This is a genomic window from Winogradskyella rapida (genome assembly GCF_042675845.1).
GTDB lineage: Bacteria > Bacteroidota > Bacteroidia > Flavobacteriales > Flavobacteriaceae > Winogradskyella > Winogradskyella rapida.
On sequence record NZ_JBHTKM010000063.1, the window covers coordinates 1,468,315 to 1,485,975 of the forward strand.

A 17,661-nucleotide genomic window follows, 5' to 3' on the forward strand; every position below is an offset into this window, starting at 1 on the left:
TCCTCAACCTTAATTTATAATTTTCTTAGACACTACGGTATGACCTTCTAAAGTAATAGAAGCCACATAAACCCCTTTTGAAAACTGAAAGTCTTCAGAAATACTATTAGATTGGCCATTAAACTCATAAGACACCACCTGTCTTCCATTGATATCATAAACCTGAATCGCTTTTATAGCTGCGCCAGATTGTACATTTAATACGTTTCCTTTAACAAAAGCAAAGGTATCTGTCTCTAAATGATCATCAACAGAAAGTATATTTTGATATAAAAGATTAAACCTTCCGGTAATTTCACCTTGTTCTCCTGTAAAAGTATATGGTGTAGTTCTTAAATCGACTCCAGTACCCAATAAAGTATCTTCTAAATAAATGCCTTGTGCAGCATTTACAAATACCGATCCTTCTAAATCGCCAATAGCAATTGTATACGATCCTGTTTCAGGCAAGTGTACGCCTAAAGGCACCACATCATCAACATCAAAAGGTAAAGGACGACCTTGAATAACCATTGCTTCGTCATTCAGCATAGAATATATGGCTAATTCCTCTTCATCAGCGTAAGCATCAAAAAGTCTATCTTTAGCTAAAGTTGCGCCATCTACATAACCCACCAAGGTACTTGCCGAAGCATTATTAGCATCAATAAGACTTAACCATACTAAATGTTTCTCTAAATCTTGCGTACTATTTACAGTTACGTTTGGTCTATAAAACTGGGTATTATCATAAGCGATTTCATCTTCATCATAACGCATTTCATTTGTAAAGGTTACTGCTCCTTCAGAGGCATTATCATCTACTTGAACAAAAAATCCTTGTCCAGCCCCCACATAACCATTGGCACTTGCAGGAGGATTAGCTCCTGTAAAGTTGTAACTTACATATTGTTGACCATAATTATAAGCTAAAGCTTGATAAGCGGCACTTGATAAAGGCGTTTCAGTATTAGGCATATCCATATTATTAGCCCATAACTTTATGTTCCCCTCTATAAGGGTGTTGTCTAATAATAATTGGTCAATGCTAAGTCCAGACGGATAAGGATTCCCAATAAGATTTCTATGTTTTTGTTCTGCACTTGGTAAATTTGCACCAACCGATTTATACACGTCAATTGCCACATCACCATTATTTGGTGTCCCATTAAAGCTCGCTGTAAATCCGGTTGACGCCACTTCTGAAGGCACCTCAACAGCATATCCTGTTGCAGTTTGCATAGCCCCAATTGCAGACTCCCATGAGCCAGCTACACCATTAGTATTTGCGGTATTAACACCCCAACTAAAAGCTTGAGCTGTTTCTGATGGGGTTACATTAGCAACATCAAAATCAGCCACCGGTGAAGACCACATAATAAAATCCGTGTCATCTAAATCACTCACCTCACGATTCACAATTATAGCGCCACTATTTTCATTACTCGTCACCTCTTTAGTTTGAATTAAACTTGCACTATCACTTAATGTTAAGGTTCCTCCAGACTCTACCGTTACGGCACCGTATAATTTCAACGTTGAACCCGATGCTATGGTAACTTCACTACCTGAAGGCACTAAACAATCGCATCCTTCTAAATCTCCAGCTTCATTATAATCTGATGAAAAAACCAAACCTCGATCTTGAGGATTTACCACCACACCAGCATTTTGATAAACTAAAGGCAATTGCCAATCCGTTCCGTTCCAATATACAGGAGTTCCTCCAATAGATAAACTAACGGGTACAATTACAGATCCAAAACTATTGGTAGCCTTTAATTTGTAGCTTCCTAAACTGTTTTCGTCTAAAGGTCCTGGAACGGTATAACTAGTTGTTGTCGCTCCGGCAATAGCCGTATTATATTTATACCATTGGTAAGATAATGTTTCTTCAGGAGCACCCGTAGCATTTCCAGAGACTTCAGCAACCCCTGAAAACGTAATTGTTGATGTACTCGGTAAATTACACACAAACTGTGATACAGGATACTCCGTAAACACTGGGGTTTTAATATCAAAAGATCCTCTATTGTAGGCCAAAAAGGCCAAATCTGCTGTTCCACCGGCTACCATATTGATATTATTAATCTCAGAAATGTTTGTGGCATTGATTTCAAAATCCTCAAATTTGAATGCCGCCATACGTAAAGGTCTTTCCTCATTATTACTAAAAGCCCTATCGGTTGGTGTAGCAATTCCGAAGTTAATACCCGATAAAAAGTTATATAAGTCTAAACGCCAACGTGCAAGCAAAGCATCTCCTTGATTATCACTTTCTTCTGAAATGGTTAATTTTATTGGTCGGCCCACAACATTATGTTCAGAATCCGTATAATAATAGACATCTGTACTTCCTGCAGATGCAATTTGTGAGATTAAAAAATCTGGCACATCATCATCTAAAGCTCCTAATTGTCCTCCACTACTAAAAAATTCTACATCGGCGGTAGCATTAAAATTGGTCACCCCTGTTCCAAGATCTAAGCCATTAACACCATCAATAATGGCATCGTAAACTGTGGTTCCAGAAATATTTGGAGACGTAATTGCAGTACCCTCTCCAACTTCACCATCAATCATATCTGCCATCGCTAAATAGTTGTTACCATGTGTAACCCCATCAACTCCATTGGTTGTATAGGCGAAGAACAATTGCGTGCTAAAGCTTACACCGTTATCGGTAAGCAATTGATCATTAACACCTGTAGAATACGTTACCCCATTATAGGTAAAGGCTAACAAATCATGACTCGTATTCGGTTTTAAGTTGTTATTTTCAGGATCGGCTTTCCAATCTGATGATCTCCAAAACCCGTTATAAGTTGTAAAGATCTCTGTGATTTTAGTAACATTACTAGTTTCCCCGTTTTTCAATGCTTTTGATGTTGGACTAATGTAATTTATTACAATGCCTGTAGAAGTCCCATCAACGACAAGTTCTCCCGTTTTATCTACAGAACCCGTATGGGTAATTGTAAAAATCAGTTCCGTAGAGCTAAGCAAGGTAATACCACTATTGTTAATGCCCGCAATACTTACCGTTGTGCTTTCAGTAAAATTTGTTCCTAATACCCTAATTTCAGAATTCGTTGTAATACGACTTGGAAAAGCCTCTGAAACTGAAACCTGTGCAAATAAGCTATTTGAAACAACTATTAAAAACATTATTACAGTCCATTTATGAACATGTCCTAGAAAAAAAGTAGTTTTTTGATTCATAGTAAAAGATTTAAGAAAAGGGCGTAGGTGACTACGCCCTTTAGTATGGTTAAAGCTTAGTTTCGTTTTTCAGTATTTTAAAAGCTCTTGTATTTAAGCGAAGGGGTGCTTAAATAGACTATTCTAGTTCATTAACTTTTTAGTGACTACACTACCATTATCTAGAGTAATAGAAGCAACATAAACACCTCTTGCAAAGTTAAAGTTAGTATTAAATGTATTTTCTGAACCTCTTAAGGTATAGTTCACAACCTTCTTACCATTCATATCATAAACTTCAATAGCTGTAATACCATCAGAAGATTTAACATTTAAAGTCGCGTTGTTAATAAACGCAAAGGTTGTATCGGCAGCAATTTCATCAACAGAAAGTGTAACCGGTGGTGTGTATCTTAAGATAAAACGATCATTAAACGCACCCGATTCAGATGTAAAAGCGTAAGTAGAGGCTCTTAGGTCATGAACTACTCCTGTATAGGTATCTTCTACGTAAATATCTTGTTCTTGTTCTTCAAAAACACTTCCTTTTACATCAGCAATAGCAATTCTATAGATTCCACTTGCAGACACCTCGTAACCTAATGGTACGGTGTTGTAATCTATGAATGGTAAAGGAAGTCCTTGTATCACTAAATTATCATCTTCAGAGGTTAAAGAATAAATATTAAATCCGCCATTATTAGTCTGTGCATCATAAACTCTATCTTTTCCTTCTGTAGCTCCTTCTACATACCCAATTAAAGTACTAATTGCACTATCATTTTCGTTGGCTAAGCTTAACCACAACAATTGCTTTTCAGTTGTTATGCCAGCTTCTGTAGAGGAGCTTCTATAAAACTGATCATTATCATATGCCTCTTCTGCATCGTTGTGACGCATGGCATTAGTAAAAGTTACATTAGATGTGTCATCAGCATCATTTAAGACTTTCACAAAGAACCCTTGTCCTGAAGCAATATAGTTTTCACCTTCATTGGTTGCTCTAGACGCTCCGGTTCCGTTGTAAGCGACATACTGGTCAGAGTAATTAAGACCAAAATTGTCATAAAATGGACTTGAAGCTGAAGCAGAAATCGGGTCACTATGTGTCCATACATAAACGGCACCTTCCAAATTAGTATTATTGATCAATAATTTTGCTGGATCTATAGCTGATGGATACGGACTCCCAATTAGGTTCCAATGTTTATCTCCAGAATCCATACCAGTAGATCCTGATGTTGGTGTTTTCTTAACCTCAATATCAATATCACCATTATTAGGCGTACCTGTAAATACCGCAGTATAATCTATAGCAGAGGGTACTCTTGCAATATAACCTCTTCCTATCTCCATTATATCCGTGGCACTCGTCCAGTTTCCAACAGTACCAGAAACTGAATTGGCTCCATCGACATCCCATTGATATTTGGAAGTACCCGGCATCGAAGATAAATTAGCACTCTCTACAGGAGAAGACCAATACACAAAATCATTAGCATGTAAAGTCGCCCCTTCAACGGTTCTTTTTACGATAATCTCTCCACTATTTTCTACATCATTAATTTGTACTAGGCTAGCATCATCTTCTAGAGTGAATGTTCCTGCTGCAACATAAGGAGAAGTGTATTCTTCTTCATCTGTAAATTCAGGTATTTCATCTTCAACAGTTAATTCATTAACAAGTATTATTTTTGAATCTTGAGGAATAACAACATTTTTACCCGAAGACACAGTACAATCACAACCAAATAAATCATCAGACTCGTTGTAATCATTTGAAAAAATTAAACTTTTATCTTCTGATTTTATACTAATCCCATCGTACACTGGAGCCATTACCCAATTTGATCCGTCCCAATAGGTAGGCGTACCACCTTTTGTGATTGTAAAAGGAATATCTACAGATCCATAATCATTTTCAACTCTTACCTTATAAATTTTGTTTTCAACATCAGTTTCAGTTAAACCAGCTGCAAAAGTGTATGAATCTAAAGTTTCGCTCTTCGAAGTGACTGACGCAAAATTCTCAAACCATTGGTAAGTAATAGTTTCAAGTGTATCTATAGGAGTAGAATAACCGCCTTCTACAGAACCTAAAGCATCAAAAGTAATACTTTCTGTTGTAGGGAATCTACAAAAATATCTAGATACTGGAGCCTCTGTAACAATCGGAGACTTAATATCAAAGGCATCTTTATTATAGGCCATAAACGCCATATCCGAAGAACCACCAGCAGCCATATTAACATTATTTACATCATCAATATTGGATGCATCGATTTCGAAATCTTGAAGTTTCAAAGCTAACATTGTAAATGGTCTAGTCTCTTTTGTACCAAAAGACTCAACCGTTGGATAAGCATTTTCATAAGTTACAGAAGATGACTGATCCATTAAATATAAATCTAATCTCCACTCAAACAATCGTATACTATCTTCATTATAAGGGATTTCCAATTTCACAGGCCTTCCAACAACATTACCATCTGGATCGGAATAATAATAAACATCTTGATTATTAGAGCCACCTGGTTGTGCCATTTGTGTAATTATCAAATCTGGAATAGCATCTAGCGCCCCTACATTACCATTACCACTGTAAAATTTAATTTCGGCATCTTTATTAAAATTGGTAATTCCCGTTCCTAAATCTAATCCATTAACCCCATCTATAATTACATCGTAAACCGTAGCTAAAACAGAACTATTTAAGACACGTCCATTAATAACACCATCCACTTTATCCGCCATAGCTAAGTAATTTGAACCGTGTGGTTTTCCAGTAATTCCTCTAGAGGAATAGGCATTAAATTCTTGACTAACATATTGAGTAGCATCTGTTATATCTACTCCTAAGTCTGTTAACTCATCCTCAAGTAAATCGTCATCTACCCCAGTAGAATAAATAACTCCATTATTCATTTTGAAGCCAAGTAAATCGTGTCGATCGTTAGGCCATGTGGCTTTTCCTTCTACCGAGTTAGATGAATCAAAGTCCGAAGATTTCCAAAATCCAACACCATCACCATTCTGATCCCAAGTAGTGTATATTTCATTCACTCCAAAATCACTTGAGACTGTTAAGATTTTATTTGCTGGAGCAATAAACTCAAAGGCTCCATCAACGCCAGTAGCAAATGAAGTGCCAACATTACCAAGACCGATTGACCTAGTAGTTATATCACCCCCATCTCCTTCATCATAATCAGAAGTTACAGTATAAGTCATTTCAGTTGAACTAACTAAAGTTACATCTGTTGAATTTATATTTGTATCAATCGCACCCGCTGTGGTAGAAGTAAATCCAGTACCAAGGATAGTAACTACACTTCCCGTAGTTAACCGTCGTGGAAAAATATCTGTTATTTCTTGTGAAAAAGATAAGGCACTCACAAAAAGTAAAACTGCTGTCATTACTTTTTTTGACGCTGTGAATGAAAAAACGGTAGGTAAAATTGTATTCATAGGTTAAAATTTTAAAGTCGTTTGAATTGATATTAACATAAGAGATCGTTCTTCGGCTTATATCATTTCAGTGTAAATTTGGGTTTCACACTACAAATGTGGTACAGATTAGGCGTTCACCAAAAAATATTAGCTGATGTGTAAGTAATTTCCCTTTAAGTGTAGAAATGCGCACATAACTCCCACGAACGGTGGTTTTTAAAGGACAAAATATGTCCGTTTTAGATAAAATTTTAACAGTTATTTTGCAATTAATTGAAATAATTTACCCGGTAAAGGTCGTATAAGGTCCTTTAATTCTAGGTTTAAAAGCAAGCTGGCTAGCTTGTAAGTGGGGATCGCACAAGCGAGTGCTATCTGGTCTAAAGAGGATTTATCATTAACTTTCAGGTAATCGAATACCATTTGCTCATCAGGTGTAAGGGTCACAAAAAGTTGGGTCTGCACCGGCGCTTTTTTGTCGGCATCTAATTCCCAATTTAACATATAAGGCACATCTAGAGGTGTCGATAATAAATGGGCTTGTTGCGATTTAATAAGGTTATTACACCCCACACTTTGGCTATCCGTTGTGCGCCCCGGTACCGCAAAGACTTCTCTGTTGTATGAGTTAGCAATATCAGCCGTAACAAGGCTACCTCCTTTTTCTGCGGATTCTATAACAAGCGTTGCTTCACTTAAACCGGCTATGATACGATTGCGTTTTAAAAAGTTATTACGATCAAAGGTGTCGGTACTCCAAAAATCAGTGAAAAATCCGCCATGGGCTTCTACAGCTGCGACGTATTTTTTATGCACTTTGGGATAGATTTGATTAAGCCCATGTGCCAAACAGCCTATGGTTTGTAAATTGTGTTTTACCGCCGCTTTTTGGGCTGTAATATCCGTTCCGTAGGCAAAACCTGAAACAATAATCGGGTTATATGGCGCTAAAGTTTCTACTAATTTTTCGCAAAATGCAATGCCATGGGTTGTAATTTTTCGCGCTCCAACAATACTAATAATTCGTTGATTTTTAATATTAACAGCACCACTCTGAAACAATACTATAGGACCATCAATACAGTGTTTAAGACGTTCTGGATAATGGTCTTCCGTAAAATATAAGACCTCTATATTATGTTGCTTTATAAATTTTAATTCCTGCTCCGCATCACCGATATGGTGACTATCAGCAATTCCTTTAACGGTTAAGGCCCCTATGCCATCTATTTTTAGCAAGGTAGACGGCTTTTCTTTTAAGACCGCCTCTGGAGAACCACAATGCTTAATAAGCTTCTTGGCGGTTGTAGATCCAATTTTTGGAATGTGCTGTAAGGCTAAAGCATAAATAAGTTCTTGGTCTGTCATGAGGTCCATAAAATTTAAAATAGAAACCAACCTTAAACGAATATAACTATTTAATTATTAACATCATAACCTTAAATATCATAACCCTTACATAGGACATCCCCAATGCATATATCACACTCCAAAAACATACTCTATATTATAACAGCATCAAACCAATAGGGACTTCGCTTTAAAACTTCACCTTTCAAAACGACCGAAAGACTTTTATAAACCATCAATAAAAAGCTACTCGTGCTACTCCTCTGGTGATGTTAATAAAAATTTCATCCAACACTTCTTTCAGAAATAAAAATTTTTAACTTTGTCTTTATGCAGTTAGAGACTTACATTAGTGACCTTTTATACCGTTATGATTGTGTGACCGTACCTGAGTTCGGCGCCTTTTTAACGCAACGTGTTTCAGCAGAAATTCATAAGACCACACACACGTTTTATCCGCCTAAAAAAGCATTATCGTTCAATGCGCAATTGCAAAAGAATGATGGCTTATTAGCGCATTATATTGCCGAGGTAGAACAGATCTCATATTCGGCTGCATTACAAGCTATTGCTAAGCAAGTTAGGTCTATTAAATTATACCTTTCTGAAGGAGAAACCATTCAATTTAAAAACATTGGTGATTTTATTTTAAACACGGATGGAAAACTTGAATTTGATCCGTCTCAACACATTAATTATCTGACGGATGCTTTTGGTTTATCGCACTTCTCATCTTCTGAAATTACAAGAGAAACGTATAAAGCCACTGTAGCGACTGTTGAAGAAACGGCCCCTATTAGCATAAGCCCAGAAAAACGTTCTAACCGTAATTGGTTTAAATATGCTGCTGCGGCTGTATTATGTTTAGGTTTAGGTGGTGTTGCTGCTGTAACCTATTACAATACGAGCATTGAAAACCACAATCAGTTAGCTCAAGAACAAGCAAACGAACAACTTGATGCCAAGGTCCAAGAAGCGACTTTTGTGATGAGTCCATTACCTGCTGCAACATTAACTTTAGAAAAGCAGACCGGAAACTACCATATTGTTGCTGGCGCTTTTAGAGTGGAAGCTAATTCCGACACTAAAGTTAAACAACTTAGAGCACAAGGGTTTAAAGCTCGTAAAATTGGAACAAACCGATTTGGCTTACACGAGGTTGTTTACGGAAGTTTTGAAACCCGATCTGAAGCTCAAAACGAATTGTCTAAAATTCGTCGCGACCATAATAGAGATGCGTGGTTATTGATTAAAAATCTTAAATAATTTTATTTCAGAAGTGCTTACTTTTAATAGCGCTTTACCCTCTAATTTCTTAGGATGCCGTCTTATAATAGACTAAACCAAAAAGACTAGACAGGCTTTCGGTTGCTCTAATTGCACCTTATTCGTCTCGGTTTTTTCTCTAATTACAACTTAGAAAAATAGCTTTGAGGTCCGTCTATTTATTTTGAGGCGCTTTTTTCCTATTTCATAAAGGCAACTGATAAAATCCCTTTATCTTTGCGCAAAATTTTAAAAATTACTATGCTATCTAGAACCGCTAATCAGTCTAAAACAGTTTCAACCGATTTGGTATTACCCGGAGAAACCAATCCGCTTCACAATTTATTTGGAGGTGAACTCTTAGCGCGTATGGATAAAACCGCTAGTATTGCTGCAAGAAGACATTCTAGACATATTGTTGTTACTGCTGCTGTAAACCACGTGGCTTTTACTAAAGCGATTCCTTTAGGAAGTGTGGTTATGATTGAAGCTAAGGTTTCTAGAGCATTTTCATCTTCAATGGAAGTTTATATTGATGTTTGGATTGAAGACAGAGAATCTGGCGAGCGTATTAAAGCCAATGAAGCTATTTACACCTTTGTGGCGGTAAATGATGCCGGACGCCCTATGAAAGTGCCTGAGCTTGTCCCAGAAACAGAATTAGAACAACAACGTTTTGATGCTGCTTTACGTCGTAAGCAATTAAGTTTAGTCTTAGCCGGTAAAATGAAACCTGAAGATGCTACTGAACTTAAAGCGCTTTTTGTAGAATAGCCTTAAAGCCGTTCTTATTGTCGTGCTAACCAGGACTCTGGATTAAGCTTTAGATTATTTTTATAGATTCTGAAATCGAGCAGGGTCTCTCCTGTAATTTTATTGCTAAACACCTTACCAATCACCTGCCCTGTGCTAATTTTATCACCTTTTTTCACGTAGAGTTTAGAGAGGTTATGATATATGGTAATGTAATCTCCATGCCTAATTAAGATGGTTGGGTTTCCTCGTTTCATAACGTGTATTGAGGATACTACCCCATTAAAAATCGCCTTTACATCGGCATTGACTTCCGTTGCAATTTTAATTCCGGAGTGATTTACCTGTACAGAACGATCCGTTAAAGAACGTCCTTTACCAAACTTCGCTTTAACGACCCCACGGGCTACTGGCCATCCTAATTTCCCTTTATTAGAGGCAAAATTTGCAGCTAGTTTTTTAGCTTCAGGCGTTAAAATAAACTTTCCGGTTGATGATTTTTTACCCGACTTTTTATTGGCTGCCGCAATAGCTTCAGCAATTAAACGGTCTATTTCCTTATCCAAGCGGTTGGCTTCTTGTTGTTTGGCTTTAATTTGTGAGGCAAACTTGCTCATATCCGATTTAATAGAAGCCATAAGGGCTTCACGCTCCTTTAACTCGCCTTCTAATTCGCGTTTAGCAATTCGGTTTTCTTCAATAAGCTTCTTCTTATCCTCCTTTTGCTTAGAAAGCTGAATATTTAAGTCTTGAAGTTCTTTTGTTTTTACCTTAATCGCTTCGCCTTGCTCTTTTTGATAATCTCGGTATTGTCTAATATATTGAAGCCTTTTATAAGCTTGTTGAAAGTTCTGAGAAGACAACAAAAACATCACTTTACTTTGCTCAGATTTGCTTTTATACGATTTTACCACCATAGCAGCGTAATCGTCTTTTAACTCTTGTAATTGCGTTCTAAGGCTTGTTATTTCTTCTTGATTGCTATTAATTTCTCGCGTCAGCAGATTGGCTTGCTCGTTGGTAATTCGGATTAAATTCTTTCTAACATTCACCTTATAATTAATATCTTCAATAAGGGTAATCGCTGATTTTTGTTCCTTCTTTTTAGAAAATAACAAGGCATTGATCTGCTTCATTTCTCTTAAAACTTGCTGCCGTTGTTGTTCCAATTGTTTTTGCTTATCGCTTTGTGCCCAAAGGGAAATTGTCGGTAGGATTAAGCCGATAATAAGAAGGATATAAAAATTCTTTTTCATTAATTATATAATGATTTTTAGTCGCGATACAGCCTAGTATTTAAAGGCTATCAATGTTATTTAATCTCAATTTCTTTGTAACCCGCCGGAATATTAAATGGGAAACGCACTTCACCATCTAAAGCAACCGATTTAAACTCTAGCGTAATCTTAACTTCATCTTCATGATCTACCGCTACAATTTTAATATTCTGAGGAATAATTTGCTTATTTACCTCTTGATAACTCGCATAATCTACTTGTAACATACGACGCTCTAAGGCTTGATACATTTGTAAGCTATCGATTTTAAAATGTGAAGGGTTTATTAAATAAAACAACTCTAAAAACGCTTCCTGATCTTTAGGACTTAAAGCATAAGCATTATCACTTATAGCTACTTCATGAACTTGATCTTGCAAGTTAAAAATAGCTTGACCCAAAAGAATATTCTGCACTTTATTAAAGTCTAGGTCTACCCCAACAACTTCACTTAATAATTGGTAATTGCCATCAAAATATTCGTTATCTAATTTATTATAAAACTGAACTTTGTTGGGCGTAATCATCATGCGGGCCATCCCGAAAGAGGCACTTAACCAGATGACTTTATCTTTTTCCATGCGCAGGTTAAAGGTATGCCCTTGTTCTTTTTCACCTTGAATAAGATCAATAGCCACTTTAGCATTCATGGTTTTAAAATCGGCCTCACTTTTGTCGTGTTGTTTTATCACTTGTTTGGCCGAGAGCTTATCGCTAGGCACCCCAGAGGCAATGACACTTTTTGTCCCACGACAACTGCTTACTAAAGCAATAAGTAATGCACATAAAACAATTTTGAAAGTGTTATTCTTTTGAAATAAATTCATTTACGATTTAGATTTTAAGGCTTTAGCTTTTTTAGCAAACGTTTCTGATTTACTTATATTATTTAGGGCTTTGTATGCACGACTCAATTCGGAATAAAAATCGGCTTCCATATTAGGATTATCAATTAAAAAATCTAATCCCATTTGAAGCTGCGGAATGGCTTGTTTTGGTGCTTCGGTATTGTTTAAAGCCACAGCATAGACCAAATATAATAGCGGTTGCGCCGGATACAACTCCAAGGCACGTTCACTATCTTTAATGACAGCGTCATAATCTTTTATATCTAGCTGAAGTAATAATACATCTTTTATTAATTTGAAGTCATTAGGCGTCTGTTTTAAAGCCGCTTTAAAATTAGATAAGGCCTTAACCTTATCACCAGCTTTTAAATAATAATGCCCTAAATCGCTATGCGTTTGTGCATCTTTATTTTCATCTACAAGCGCTGTGATATCAATAAGATCTGATTCGTATTCCGGATGCTTGGCAACAAAACCTACAAAATCCTTTAAGACTTTAGCTTTAGCATCGGCATTTATTTCTGGACTCGTTAAAACAACTTTTACAGAATTAATGGCCTCTGAGACTTTATTATCCTGAAGGTAAAATTTATACAACGCCAAGTGTACAAATTTAGAATCGGGCTTCTCTTTTAATAAATTCTTAGCGACTTTATAGGCGGCTTTATGATCTCCAGTTTGGCTATAACGGTAAATTAATTTTAAATGGTTGTCCTCGTTACTTGGATTATTAGCAATACGTTGTTCTAAATTTTCAATTCTATCGTCGGCATTTCCTGTAATGCTATAAATATCGTTACGCATGGCGTCTCTAGACTCACTAAGACCAAACTCGGCATCAAGTTCATCTAAAATCTCTAGAGCTTGCTTATAACGTTCCTCGCGGACGTAAAGTGCCGCCAAATCTTCTTTATAATCGGGATGGTATTTTACCAGTTGTTTAATGGTTCTTAGGGCATTTTTTATATCATCTTGCTGAAAATAGACATCATAAAGTTCATCTAAAAACCACACATTATCAGGTTGCATACTAATAGCCTCCTTTAAGTGCTCTTCTGCCGCACCAAAGTTTTTAAGTTTGTTGTAGTTTTTTCCTAATTCAAAATAAACTACAGGCAACTTATCATTTAGAGTCAGACACTTTTGAAGCGCTTTAACGGCACGCTCATAATTTTCTATCCCTTTTTGTTTTAAGGCTTCAAAAAAGTATTCTTGAAACTCGTCTTCAACATTCCCTAAATCGTCTTCTGCCGTTTTGTTAAAATCCGCTTGGGCATAACTAGGCTGCGGAAGACACATTCCGAACACTAATACAACGATAAAAAGATACTTTTTATTCACTTAAAACTTCCTTTAACCAAGTCCTATTCTTGGTTGTTAAAAACCGGATTCCCGCTTATTCTATAACCGTATAATCACCGATACTAATCTTGGTAAATTGGCCGTTATAAGTCACGTGATTTCCAATCATAGCTTCGTCTAAATTAGCGTTTTTAATGCTAGTCTTATTTTGAATTAAGCTATTTTTAACGCTTGTGTTTTCAAGAACACATTCTTCACCAATAGACACATACGGTCCTACAGTTGTATTTTTTAAGACGGTACCTTTACCAATGTAACACGGCTCTATTATCTTTGAATTTTCTAAAACTACCGACGGGTCCACTAAGACCTCTTCTTTATCTGCAGTTAAAAAGCCCAACATCTTAGCGTTAGTATCTAGCGTAACGGCTTTATTTCCGCAGTCCATCCACTCATCAACCGTTCCGGTTTTAAACACACGACCATCGGCCATCATACGCTTAATACCGTCATTAATTTGGTATTCCCCGCCATTCATAACATTTTCATCTAAAACTTCTTGCAATTTGTCTTTTAAAACGGCAACATCTTTAAAGTAATAAATACCTATTACGGCTTGATCGCTAACAAAGGTTTCAGGTTTTTCTACCAGTTCAACGATATTTTCACTCGCGTCTAGTTTTACAACCCCATAAGCTTCTGGATTGGCCACATGCTTGGTCCAAATAACGCTATCGGCGTTTGGATCTAAATCAAATTCAGCACGGATCAACGTATCGGCATAGGCAATAACTGCAGGCCCCGTTAACGACGGTTTAGCACTCATTATAGCATGACCGGTCCCTAAAGGCTGATCTTGTCTATAAATAGAAGCTTTAGCGCCTAAACCTTCAGCAAGTTCTGTTAAACTCTTAACGACCTCGTCTCCAAAAAACGCAGGGTCCCCTAAAACAAAGGCTATTTCTTCTATAGGCTGCTTTAATACTTTAGCAATATCTTTAACCAAACGGTGAACAATAGGTTGACCAGCTACAGGAATTAATGGTTTTGGTACGGTTAAACTATGTGGTCTAAGGCGCGATCCGCGACCTGCCATGGGTACAATTATTTTCATCTGAAAATTTATTTTTCGTTTCCCAAAAAAGGAAATCGATTGATTGATATCATTTATGTTATTCTTCAGTTTTTTTTACAAGGTAACCTGAATCCTTATCTAAAATCGAGGCTTAAAATACTAATTCTTAGCTTATTTTACACCGGTACTCCCAAATCCACCTTCTCCTCTAGCGGTATTTGACAATTCTTCGGTAACTTCCCATTCCGCACGTTCGTGTTTCGCAATGACTAATTGCGCAATACGCTCACCATTTTCTATGACAAAGTCTTCATTAGAAAGGTTGACTAAGATTACACCAATTTCTCCTCTGTAATCTGCATCAATAGTTCCTGGGGCATTAAGTACCGTGATCCCTTTTTTAGCGGCCAATCCACTACGTGGTCTTACTTGGGCTTCGGTACCAATAGGTAATTCTATATATAACCCTGTGCCAACGATACTACGCTCTAAAGGTTTTAATACTCTAGATTCTGATAGGTGGGCACGAAGATCCATACCTGCTGAAGCAATAGTTTCATAGTGTGGTAATGGATGATTAGATTTATTAATGATTTTTATATTCATGTTGTAATCTGAATGACGAATTAATTTCTCTTTAATACTTGTTTTAGCGTTTTCTTTTCGAGGCTAAATGCTAATCCCAAAAATACGATTAACATTGCAATTCCGATGCCATAATTTCCGCGATAGTTATAGAAAAACACAAAGGAAAACAAAATAGAAACACCTAGATACAGTCCTATTTTCTTTAAGTTATACGGAATCGGGTAGTGTTTTCTTCCGAAGTAAAAAGACAATAACATCATTATGGCGTAGGCAGAAAGCGTTGCAATGGCTGATCCTTTAAAGCCCATACTTGGAATAAGCATATAATTAAGGCCTAGCGTTACAAGTGCTCCTAATATTGAAATATAAGCCCCGTAAGCTGTCCGATCTGTAATTTTGTACCATACGGAAAGGTTGTGATAAATACCGAGGCAGAAATTAGCTAAAAGGATAAATGGGACAATCCACATGGCTTCATAATAGGCCTCACTTCTTATGATAAAGGGTTTAAGCACATCCGCAAAAATTACAACACCGAGGAAAATAAGCGCACCGAGAGCCACAAAGTACTCTAAAATGGTTGCATAATTCTTTTGTGGATTAGCAGCTTTAGAATGGCTAAAAAAATAAGGTTCTATCCCTAAACGGAAGGCCGTGGCAAAAAGCGTCATAAACAAGGCCAATTTATAACAGGCGGAATACATTCCTATTTGTGCATCGGCTAGATCTGCGGGCAAGAGGTATTCTAAGAGAATACGGTCAAAGGTTTCATTAACCGAATAGGCAATCCCTGCGACTAATACTGGTAGCGCGTAGCGCATCATTTTTTTCCACAAGGCGGTATCAAAGTTGAACTTTAATTTGGCGTAAAAAGGCAGAAGGATAGCCAAAGTGACTCCACTAGCAATAAGATTAGATATGAAAATATAATTGATTTCGAAATCGGGCTTATAGATAGGCGCCAAAACAGAATCTGGATGCGCCAAATCTTTTAAATACAGTAACAAAAAGATGTTGAGTCCGAGGTTTATAGCAACATTGAGTATTTTAATAACCGCATATTTCATGGGTTGAGCTGTGGCACGTAACCAGGCAAATGGAATAATGACTAAGGCATCTAAGAGTAAAATGACAAATACAAGATTAAGATATTGGAGATCTATATTTATCAGTGCTGAAATTTGATGACGGCACAAAAAGGCCCCAGCCAATAGTAGCAATGAACTAAGAATAAGAGAAAGGCTTGCGGTATTGGTGACCTTATCTTGCTCTTCTTCTTTATTAAAAAACCTGAAAAATGCGGTTTCCATTCCGTATGCTAAAACCACATTAAACAGTACAAAATAGGCGAATATAAAGGAGACCCGCCCGTATTCTTCTACAGATAGCACCGCAGGATCGGTATATAACGGCACTAGGATAAAGCTCAGCATTCTAGGCAATACCGTAGCGAGTCCGTAGATAAAAGTCTGTTTAAAAAGGGATTTGAAGCCGCTCAATGTAATTCTATTGGTTGAGTTCAAAAGTATTGAAATAATATGAAAAGAAGGTCGATTTAAACCAAGGATTGGCAGATTGTAGTGCTCTAATTAAATCCAAGACCTAGGAAGGTTTAAACCAAAAAAAAAGACCTAACGACTAACTGTTAGATCTTTAATTATAAGAATTCTGCCTCGACAGAAAAATTTAGTTGTTTAAAGCTTCAGCCCCACCAACAATCTCAAGGATTTCGTTAGTAATAGCGGCTTGTCTGGCTTTATTATAAGTTAATTTCAATTGGTCTCTTAACTCAGTAGCGTTATCCGTTGCTTTATGCATCGCTGTCATACGCGCTCCGTGTTCAGAAGCAAAAGAATCTCTAATTCCTTTATACAATTGTGTTTTTAAAGACTTCGGGATTAATTCTTCTACAATTTCTAATTTAGAAGGTTCAAAAACGTAATCTAAGTTCACACTATCATCAGCTTCAACAGGCACTATTGGTAAGAACTGCTCAGTAATGATAATTTGTGTTGCTGCATTCTTAAAGTGATTGTAAACGATCTCTATCTTATCGTAAGTACCTGCTACAAACTCTTCCATTAACATTTCTGCAATTTCAGAAACATTATCAAAAGTTAGATTATCGAAAATTTCACTTTTATTAGCAATGACTCTGTCTTGTTTGGCAAAAGCATCATTGGCTTTTTTTCCAATTGCTAATACAGAAACGTTTTTAGAGGCGTATACTGAATTGATTAAATGTTGTGTTTGCTTTATAATGTTAGAATTAAAAGCCCCACATAAACCTCTATTAGAAGTAATTGCTACAACAAGCACATTTTCAACTTCGCGTTGTTCAGCAAATTTGCTTCCAGAACTCTCATCTAAAGTCGCACTTAGACTCTGCAATAATTCTGACAACTTATTAGAGTAAGGACGCATTGCAGTAATAGCATCTTGCGCTTTCTTTAACTTCGCAGCAGATACCATTTTCATGGCACTTGTAATCTGCATCGTTGAAGATACCGATGATATTCTGTTACGTATTTCTTTAAGATTAGCCATTCTATATTTGTATTCGAATGTTATA

The 17,661-nt window shown here is 36.7% G+C and carries 12 protein-coding genes; 2 read left to right on the forward strand and 10 right to left on the reverse strand.

Annotated features, from left to right (window positions below):
- Positions 1-9: 9 nt before the first annotated feature.
- The 3 genes from ACFQ13_RS13630 to dprA form a co-directional block, all read right to left on the reverse strand.
- Positions 10-3,201 carry a T9SS type A sorting domain-containing protein gene (locus tag ACFQ13_RS13630; RefSeq protein WP_386118255.1) on the reverse strand — a complete coding sequence of 1,064 codons (3,192 nt, stop codon included), beginning with the start codon at positions 3,199-3,201 and terminating at the stop codon, positions 10-12.
- Positions 3,202-3,324: 123 nt separating this feature from the next.
- Complete coding sequence (locus tag ACFQ13_RS13635; protein WP_386118257.1) at positions 3,325-6,648, reverse strand: T9SS type A sorting domain-containing protein; 3,324 nt, start codon at positions 6,646-6,648, stop codon at positions 3,325-3,327.
- Between the two features lie 240 nt (positions 6,649-6,888).
- Positions 6,889-7,998 (reverse strand): DNA-processing protein DprA, encoded by a 1,110-nt coding sequence (dprA, locus tag ACFQ13_RS13640; protein WP_386118258.1) that lies wholly within the window; start codon positions 7,996-7,998, stop codon positions 6,889-6,891.
- A gap of 312 nt (positions 7,999-8,310) precedes the next feature.
- Here dprA and ACFQ13_RS13645 point away from each other — a divergent pair, with 312 nt between their 5' ends.
- Both ACFQ13_RS13645 and ACFQ13_RS13650 read left to right on the forward strand, forming a co-directional pair.
- Positions 8,311-9,246 carry an HU domain-containing protein gene (locus tag ACFQ13_RS13645; protein WP_386118260.1) on the forward strand — a complete coding sequence of 312 codons (936 nt, stop codon included), beginning with the start codon at positions 8,311-8,313 and terminating at the stop codon, positions 9,244-9,246.
- Positions 9,247-9,507: 261 nt separating this feature from the next.
- The gene (locus ACFQ13_RS13650; RefSeq protein WP_386119460.1) at positions 9,508-10,020 is read left to right on the forward strand and encodes an acyl-CoA thioesterase; all 513 of its coding nucleotides are present in this window, start codon (positions 9,508-9,510) and stop codon (positions 10,018-10,020) included.
- Between the two features lie 14 nt (positions 10,021-10,034).
- Here ACFQ13_RS13650 and ACFQ13_RS13655 read toward each other — a convergent pair whose 3' ends face one another.
- The 7 genes from ACFQ13_RS13655 to atpG all read right to left on the reverse strand — a co-directional run bounded on the left by ACFQ13_RS13655 (position 10,035) and on the right by atpG (position 17,636).
- Positions 10,035-11,255, reverse strand: a complete 1,221-nt coding sequence (locus ACFQ13_RS13655) for a murein hydrolase activator EnvC family protein (RefSeq protein WP_386118262.1) — start codon at positions 11,253-11,255, stop codon at positions 10,035-10,037.
- A 56-nt stretch (positions 11,256-11,311) separates the two neighbouring features.
- Positions 11,312-12,103 (reverse strand): DUF4292 domain-containing protein, encoded by a 792-nt coding sequence (locus ACFQ13_RS13660; RefSeq protein WP_386118264.1) that lies wholly within the window; start codon positions 12,101-12,103, stop codon positions 11,312-11,314.
- On the reverse strand, positions 12,104-13,465 hold the full coding sequence (locus ACFQ13_RS13665; RefSeq protein WP_386118266.1) for a tetratricopeptide repeat protein: 1,362 nt from the start codon (positions 13,463-13,465) through the stop codon (positions 12,104-12,106).
- A gap of 55 nt (positions 13,466-13,520) precedes the next feature.
- Positions 13,521-14,540, reverse strand: a complete 1,020-nt coding sequence (locus ACFQ13_RS13670) for a sugar phosphate nucleotidyltransferase (protein ID WP_386118268.1) — start codon at positions 14,538-14,540, stop codon at positions 13,521-13,523.
- Between the two features lie 132 nt (positions 14,541-14,672).
- Positions 14,673-15,107: a dUTP diphosphatase gene (gene dut, locus ACFQ13_RS13675; RefSeq protein ID WP_386118270.1), complete on the reverse strand. Its 435-nt coding sequence runs from the start codon at positions 15,105-15,107 to the stop codon at positions 14,673-14,675.
- A 20-nt stretch (positions 15,108-15,127) separates the two neighbouring features.
- Positions 15,128-16,588 carry an oligosaccharide flippase family protein gene (locus tag ACFQ13_RS13680; protein ID WP_386118272.1) on the reverse strand — a complete coding sequence of 487 codons (1,461 nt, stop codon included), beginning with the start codon at positions 16,586-16,588 and terminating at the stop codon, positions 15,128-15,130.
- Positions 16,589-16,775: 187 nt separating this feature from the next.
- Positions 16,776-17,636 carry an ATP synthase F1 subunit gamma gene (atpG, locus tag ACFQ13_RS13685; protein ID WP_386118274.1) on the reverse strand — a complete coding sequence of 287 codons (861 nt, stop codon included), beginning with the start codon at positions 17,634-17,636 and terminating at the stop codon, positions 16,776-16,778.
- Positions 17,637-17,661: the final 25 nt, after the last annotated feature.

What these genes read in the sequence shown, in the direction of transcription:
- ACFQ13_RS13630 (WP_386118255.1), bottom strand. Translation starts at nt 3,201, where the DNA reads ATGAATCAAAAAACTACTTTTTTTCTAGGACATGTTCATAAATGGACT.
- ACFQ13_RS13635 (WP_386118257.1), bottom strand. Translation starts at nt 6,648, where the DNA reads ATGAATACAATTTTACCTACCGTTTTTTCATTCACAGCGTCAAAAAAA.
- dprA (WP_386118258.1), bottom strand. Translation starts at nt 7,998, where the DNA reads ATGACAGACCAAGAACTTATTTATGCTTTAGCCTTACAGCACATTCCA.
- ACFQ13_RS13645 (WP_386118260.1), top strand. Translation starts at nt 8,311, where the DNA reads ATGCAGTTAGAGACTTACATTAGTGACCTTTTATACCGTTATGATTGT.
- ACFQ13_RS13650 (WP_386119460.1), top strand. Translation starts at nt 9,508, where the DNA reads ATGCTATCTAGAACCGCTAATCAGTCTAAAACAGTTTCAACCGATTTG.
- ACFQ13_RS13655 (WP_386118262.1), bottom strand. Translation starts at nt 11,255, where the DNA reads ATGAAAAAGAATTTTTATATCCTTCTTATTATCGGCTTAATCCTACCG.
- ACFQ13_RS13660 (WP_386118264.1), bottom strand. Translation starts at nt 12,103, where the DNA reads ATGAATTTATTTCAAAAGAATAACACTTTCAAAATTGTTTTATGTGCA.
- ACFQ13_RS13670 (WP_386118268.1), bottom strand. Translation starts at nt 14,540, where the DNA reads ATGAAAATAATTGTACCCATGGCAGGTCGCGGATCGCGCCTTAGACCA.
- dut (WP_386118270.1), bottom strand. Translation starts at nt 15,107, where the DNA reads ATGAATATAAAAATCATTAATAAATCTAATCATCCATTACCACACTAT.
- atpG (WP_386118274.1), bottom strand. Translation starts at nt 17,636, where the DNA reads ATGGCTAATCTTAAAGAAATACGTAACAGAATATCATCGGTATCTTCA.